Source organism: Aliiruegeria lutimaris, from assembly GCF_900099935.1.
In the GTDB taxonomy this organism is placed as follows: Bacteria; Pseudomonadota; Alphaproteobacteria; order Rhodobacterales; family Rhodobacteraceae; genus Tropicimonas; species Tropicimonas lutimaris.
Genome location: NZ_FNEK01000138.1, coordinates 1 through 6,159 on the forward strand (window position 1 = coordinate 1; position 6,159 = coordinate 6,159).

The following is a 6,159-nucleotide window of genomic DNA, read 5'->3' on the forward strand; positions in this document are numbered from 1 at the left end:
CGCCGAGTGTGATCTCTCCCTTGTCGGCGATGCGCGCCTCAATCCAGCCGGTCACGCCGGCCAGTTTGCGGTGACCACCTCCGTTACCTTGCGGTCGTGGTGTCAGTGATCCGGTTTCCCGCCGCAGCTTGATCAGATCGTTCACAAATCTCGGCGAAACCCGGAAGTGCCGCGCCGCCTCGCGGTGCCCGTGACCTTCATCGACAAAAGCGACGACGCGCTCGCGTAGCTCTATTGGATGTGGTTTGCACATCTGAGACCCCTATATCTGCCTCAACAGAAGGGAATCACATCACAACCAATCTGGGAAGCCTGAATCAGATAGGCCGCGACACGCTCTAATCGACGGTCACGTCCATTCGGAGGCGCGCGCTTCGCGCGCGTGATCGATCCTTCGGATCATGCCTCCGGCGGAGGTATTTGGAGAAAGATGAAGAAGGAAGATGCCTTCCTTCATCTTTCGTAAAGTATCCTGGGGGGAGCGCTCGCCAGAGCGCGGGGGGCAAAGCCCCCCTGCGACCTCGGGAAGCGACTCGAAACAGCGCTACTCGGCAGCTTCGGCAGCTGTGTTCGCCTCGATCTCCGCAGCCTTCTTTTCGACTTGCTCGACGATATGGTCGATCATCTGATCGTTGGACAGCTTGTGGCTCTGCTTGCCCGCCAGATAGACCATACCGCTGCCGGCCCCGCCGCCGGTAAAACCGACATCGGTCATCAGCGCCTCGCCCGGTCCGTTCACGACGCAACCAATGATGCTCAGGCTCATCGGCGTCTTCACATGTTCGAGCCGCTTCTCCAGTGCCTCAACCGTCTTGATCACGTCGAAACCCTGCCGCGCGCAGGACGGACAGGAGATGATGTTCACACCGCGGTGACGCAGGCCAAGCGATTTCAGGATCTCGAAGCCCATCTTGACCTCCTCGACCGGATCGGCCGAAAGGCTCACGCGCAGCGTGTCGCCGATACCCATCCAGAGCAGGTTGCCAAGCCCGATCGCCGATTTGACCGTGCCGGACATCAGCCCGCCGGCTTCCGTGATGCCAAGATGAATCGGCGCGTCCGTCTGTTCGGCCAATTGCTGATAGGCCGCCGCCGACATGAACACGTCCGATGCCTTCACCGAGATCTTGAACTCGTGGAAGTCGTGATCCTGCAGGATGCGGATATGCTCCAACCCGCTCTCGACCATCGCATCCGGGCAAGGTTCGCCATATTTCTCCAACAGGTGCTTTTCCAGCGAGCCGGCATTGACGCCTATGCGGATCGAGCAGCCGTGATCCTTTGCCGCCGCGATCACTTCGCGCACACGGCTTTCGTCACCGATATTGCCCGGGTTGATCCGCAAACAGGCCGCACCGCTCTCCGCCGCCTCGATGGCGCGTTTGTAGTGGAAATGGATATCCGCCACGATCGGCACCGGGCTCTCTGCCACGATCTCCTTCAGAGCCCGCGCACTGGCCTGGTCCGGGGCGGAGACACGGACGATATCGGCCCCCGCCTCGGCAGCTGCCTGCACTTGCGCCACGGTCGCGGCGATATCGGTCGTGATCGTGTTGGTCATCGTCTGGACAGAGATCGGCGCGTCGCCGCCGACCTTGACCGGGCCAACCGAGATTTGCCGGCTTTTGCGCCGATAGATGTTCCGCCACGGGCGCACGGGATTCATGGACATCTCTGACCTCCGGTCCTGCAATTCGCACCCTGTCTAGGCCGGCAGGCGCATAGGGGCAACATGGCGGTGAACATCACCCCGTCACATTCGTGGGATTTGAAAACGGCTCGGATTTCCTGCCGTCGGGCACAATGGCCCGGGAGTTCACTCCTGGGCGGAAGGGGTCTCGGGGAAGAGCATCGCCTGCGCAACTGCGACGGCCTTCTGAGCGTCGGAGCCGTCCGTGGGCTGGGCAAGGGCATAGGTCTCGGTCAAGGAAGCCGAATTCAGCGCCACCTTGTCCACAACGGCGCCATTCGCACCAGCGGGACCATAGGTCTGTCCGTTCACGGTAAAATAGACCGCACCTGCGGCCCCGGTCCGAAGGGTCGGAGACTCCTCGGTCTGCGGCACGACATAGGTATCACCCGGGTTCAGGATTTTCTCCAGCAGTACCGAGCCATCTCCGGCACGCACTCGTACCCATGCCGGACGCACGGCGACCAGCATGACCTCGGGCATATTCTCGGTCACGCGCGGCACTGCATTCGGCGTCTCTCCAAGCGCCAGAGCCACGGCGGCGTCAATATCGGCATCGAGACCGGCGCCGGCTGGCGCCCCCGGAACACCGACACCCGAACCAGAGGCCAGACGCCGCGGATCGGTATCGTACTGGATACTGGCAGACATCGGCAGGGACCCAACCGTCGTCGGATCCAGCGCGGCAATCGGGCCGTCACGGGCCACCATGACCGGCACATCCAGCGTCTGCGGCCGATAGATGCGTTCCAGCGCATCGACAGGCGCCCCCTCGGCGACCACGACCTCGGGCGGCGGCGCTTCGTTGGCGTTCGTGACTTCACCCAGCGGGTCAACCACGGCCACGGCCGTCGGAGCCCGGTCCACCGGGGTTACGCTCACACGCTGAATTTCCTGCAGCACCGACCAGCCGCCATAGCTCACAGCCCCGATCAGGGCGAGCAGAACAAGGGTGGAACCAATGGCGCGTGGCTCCAGATTGGACAGAGGCCCGGAGGATTTCGGCGCGAAGGAAACGCGCGGGTCGGCAAAGGGGTTATAGCCTTCAGGCTTTTTCGCGATCTGGTTGCGGTAGACGGGTTTGTTGGAAGCCGGCGGCGTGCTCAGCTTGTCCGCGGTCGAAGCCGAGACGAAATCGGCTTCACGGCAGAAGGTCTCGAACGCCCATTCGGGATCGAGCCCGAGATAACGGGAATAGGAACGCACGTAGCCGGCCACGAAACCCGGGGTCTCAAAAGCGGTCGGGTCGGCATTCTCGATTGCGGCGATAAAGGACGCCTTGATCTTCAGTTCGCGCTGAACATCGAGAAGCGATTTGCCCATCGTCGCGCGTTCGCCACGCATTACATCGCCAAGGCGAAGATCGAAGTCGTCAAAGCCCTTTTGGGGAGCCTGCTCCTCGACCACCTTGGGCGGATCCTTGCGCCCAATCATCTGCCCGTCCTCGTCTGCGTCAATTTATTGTGTCCCCGTAAATGCGGCGATTCGACGACTCACCACACCTTAAAAGGACCGTAACACAGGCTCCGAAAGCATGCACATATTGAAAGGTCAGGCGGACAGTTCTTGGCGGTTTAACGCGCATTGCGACCAGAGGCTGTCCATCGCGCGAACCAACCCGTCGAGCATGTCCGGGCTATGCACCGGAGAGGGCGTGAACCGCAGGCGCTCGGTGCCGCGTGGCACTGTCGGGAAGTTGATCGGCTGAACGTAAATACCGAAATCTTCCAACAGCATATCGGACAATTGCTTGGTGTGGACGGGGTCGCCCACCATCACCGGAACGATGTGCGAGCCATGGTCGATGATCGGCAGACCCATCGCCTTGAGGCGGGTCTTGAGGATCCTGGCGTGCAACTGTTGCTTGTCCCGGAGGGCCTGGTCCGTCTTGAGGTGACGAACCGACGCGGCCGCGCCCGCGGCCACTGCCGGGGGCAGCGAAGTGGTGAAGATGAAGCCCGGCGCATAGGAACGAATCGCGTCGCACATCTTGGCGGAAGCCGCGATATAGCCCCCCATCACGCCATAGGCCTTGGCCAGCGTGCCGTTGATGATATCGAGCCGGCCCATCAGCCCGTCGCGCTCGGCGACACCGGCGCCGCGCGGGCCATACATGCCAACCGCGTGCACCTCGTCGATATAGGTCAGCGCGTCAAACTCGTCGGCCAGATCGCAGATCGCCTCGATCGGGCCGAAATCGCCATCCATCGAGTAGATGGATTCAAAGGCGATCAGCTTGGGCGCCGCCGGGTCGTCCGCTTCCAGCATCTCGCGCAGATGCTCCACGTCATTGTGCCGGAATATCCGCTTGGCCCCGCCGTTGCGGCGCACGCCCTCGATCATGGAAGCGTGGTTTAGGGAGTCCGAATAGATGATCAGGCCCGGCAGCAGCTTGGGTAGCGTCGAGAGCGTGGCGTCATTGGCGATATAGGCCGAGGTAAAGACCAGCGCGGCTTCCTTGCGGTGCAGGTCGGCCAACTCCGCTTCCAGCCGCTTGTGATAGACTGTGGTGCCCGAGATATTGCGCGTCCCGCCCGATCCCGCACCGGTGGCCTCCAGTGCTTCCTGCATCGCCGCGAGTACGACGGGGTGCTGGCCCATTCCCAGATAATCATTGCCGCACCACACCGTGATGTTCTTCTCGGAGCCATCTGGCTTGGTCCAGACGGCATTCGGGAAGTTCCCCTTTCGCCGTTCGATATCGATGAAGGTGCGGTAACGCCCTTCCTCGTGCAGCTTGGAAATAGCTGTGTCGACGGCGGCGGCGTAGCGTGCTTTATTCGTCACCTGGGGTTACCTCGGTCTGTTTTCGCGCTTTATCTATGTTGTTGGATCACATTAACGACGCCGGCGCACATTGATATGGCGCAAATTGCCGCTCACTTTCCACAACATGAATATGTTTTGTGCACTTATTGATCGGCTATGACAAGCCTGCAATCCGATCCGCCATTGCCTTTGGCCGCCGCGGCGCATTTGGAAAGTGCCCTTCCGCCGTCCCCACGATCGGCGCCGAAGGCCCCTGTCGAGGGCGAGATGGCAAACGCTTTGGGCGCGTCCATCTTGCGGTATTCCTTGCCGAAATACTGGGTCGCGCCGACCGAGAGTGTCAGCGGCTGCGCCTTGTATCTCTTGGGAGTGATGGTGGCGATCACGACACAGGGACCGCCCACCGTCCGGCGCGCATTGCAATTGTCGAGCGCCGCCTTTTGCGCGCTTTCGGCGCTGTGCAGGTTGCCGATGGTCGGCATGAGATTCGACGAGGTCGGCTCGCCGGGCGATACCGCGATGGCACCATAATAGGGAATCTGCTTGCCTGCCTGCTTGATCGCCTTGGCAACGTTGGAATCGATGAGATCGGCCTGGCCGAGGGTCACATCGGAGCTGGTGCCGAACAGCATTTTCTTCGCCGTCCTGCTGTCGATGGTCTGGGCCTGTGCCAGAGGGGCGGCCAGAATGAGTGCCGTGGCCAGGATACGAACCGGTGCGGAAATGCGCATTTCTGAAGTCTCCCTTCGATTGGCGCGCAAACTAGCGCGCGATCCACACATCTGCCAGCCCTGATCTCAGCCCGCGCAAGGCCTTTGCTTCCGGGCTTTATAGAGGCGGATTCCATGTTAACTTATCCATCAGCCATTGGGGAGACGAGCGCGATGATGACCATCCAGGAACAGATCGCCGTGGTGCGCGACATCTCCGACACCGACACTTTGTGGACGGCCACCCGCGACTTTTTCTTTTCGCGCGGCGCGCGCATGATCGCCTATCGCCACTTCGTCGGCCGCCCCGAGCCTGAATCCCTGGAGCGGATGACCTTCGTCGCCGGAGGGTTTCCGGAAGGGCTGGTCGAGAAGCTCTTCCGGGAGCGGCTGGTGCTGGTGAACCCGATCCCGGACCTTGCCAGCCGAACCGCCGATCCGTTCTTCTGGTCTGATATCCCCAGCATGACCGAGCTGCTGGAAAGCGAAGAGGCTTTCCTCGAAACCCTGAAGGAATTCCGCGTCGGCGACGGGTTGGCGATCCAGGTGTTCGGCCCGATGTCCCGCAACGGCATCTTCAACGTGGGTTTCGGCGAGACGCGCCCGGCCTTCGGCAAACGCGACCTCAAGGAGCTGCAACTGGCCGGGCAACTCAGCCACCTCGCCTATATCCGCATGACACCCGAACGTGCACAGGGCGTCCGGATGACGGCGCGTGAAAGGGAGATCCTGGAATGGATCGCCCGGGGCAAGTCGAACTCGGTCATCGCCGACATCCTCGGCATTTCGGTGCACACGGTCGACACCCATGTGCGCCGGATCTTTCGCAAGCTGGAAGTCAATGACCGCACGACTGCCGCGGTCAAGGGTCTCGGCGCGGGACTGGTCAACAGCGCGGCCTAGAGCGTGTCGCGGCCTATCTGATTCAGGCTTCCCAGATTGGTTGTGATGTGATTCCCTTCTGTTGAGGCAGATATAGGGGTCTCAGAT

Annotated in this window: 6 protein-coding genes; 1 reads left to right on the forward strand and 5 read right to left on the reverse strand. The window is 61.6% G+C overall.

Annotated elements, in window-relative coordinates:
* From BLR85_RS28845 to BLR85_RS27470, 5 genes are all read right to left on the reverse strand, one after another.
* The coding region (locus BLR85_RS28845) for a helix-turn-helix domain-containing protein (protein WP_139188594.1) at positions 1-253 on the reverse strand (253 nt) is incomplete at its 3' end.
* A gap of 291 nt (positions 254-544) precedes the next feature.
* Positions 545-1,672: a flavodoxin-dependent (E)-4-hydroxy-3-methylbut-2-enyl-diphosphate synthase gene (gene ispG, locus BLR85_RS27455; RefSeq protein WP_093164909.1), complete on the reverse strand. Its 1,128-nt coding sequence runs from the start codon at positions 1,670-1,672 to the stop codon at positions 545-547.
* A 144-nt stretch (positions 1,673-1,816) separates the two neighbouring features.
* Positions 1,817-3,124 carry a helix-turn-helix domain-containing protein gene (locus tag BLR85_RS27460; protein ID WP_093164911.1) on the reverse strand — a complete coding sequence of 436 codons (1,308 nt, stop codon included), beginning with the start codon at positions 3,122-3,124 and terminating at the stop codon, positions 1,817-1,819.
* Positions 3,125-3,241: 117 nt separating this feature from the next.
* Positions 3,242-4,477 carry a 5-aminolevulinate synthase gene (gene hemA, locus BLR85_RS27465; RefSeq protein WP_093164912.1) on the reverse strand — a complete coding sequence of 412 codons (1,236 nt, stop codon included), beginning with the start codon at positions 4,475-4,477 and terminating at the stop codon, positions 3,242-3,244.
* A gap of 125 nt (positions 4,478-4,602) precedes the next feature.
* Positions 4,603-5,190, reverse strand: coding sequence for a hypothetical protein (locus BLR85_RS27470; protein WP_093164914.1), 588 nt, complete (start codon positions 5,188-5,190; stop codon positions 4,603-4,605).
* A gap of 153 nt (positions 5,191-5,343) precedes the next feature.
* Between BLR85_RS27470 and BLR85_RS27475 the strand changes: the two genes are divergently transcribed.
* Positions 5,344-6,072 (forward strand): helix-turn-helix transcriptional regulator, encoded by a 729-nt coding sequence (locus BLR85_RS27475; protein ID WP_170844812.1) that lies wholly within the window; start codon positions 5,344-5,346, stop codon positions 6,070-6,072.
* Positions 6,073-6,159 lie beyond the last annotated feature (87 nt).

Excerpts from the sequence above, each read along its gene's own strand:
- ispG (WP_093164909.1), bottom strand. The coding sequence starts at position 1,672 with ATGTCCATGAATCCCGTGCGCCCGTGGCGGAACATCTATCGGCGCAAA.
- BLR85_RS27460 (WP_093164911.1), bottom strand. The coding sequence starts at position 3,124 with ATGATTGGGCGCAAGGATCCGCCCAAGGTGGTCGAGGAGCAGGCTCCC.
- BLR85_RS27470 (WP_093164914.1), bottom strand. The coding sequence starts at position 5,190 with ATGCGCATTTCCGCACCGGTTCGTATCCTGGCCACGGCACTCATTCTG.
- BLR85_RS27475 (WP_170844812.1), top strand. The coding sequence starts at position 5,344 with ATGATGACCATCCAGGAACAGATCGCCGTGGTGCGCGACATCTCCGAC.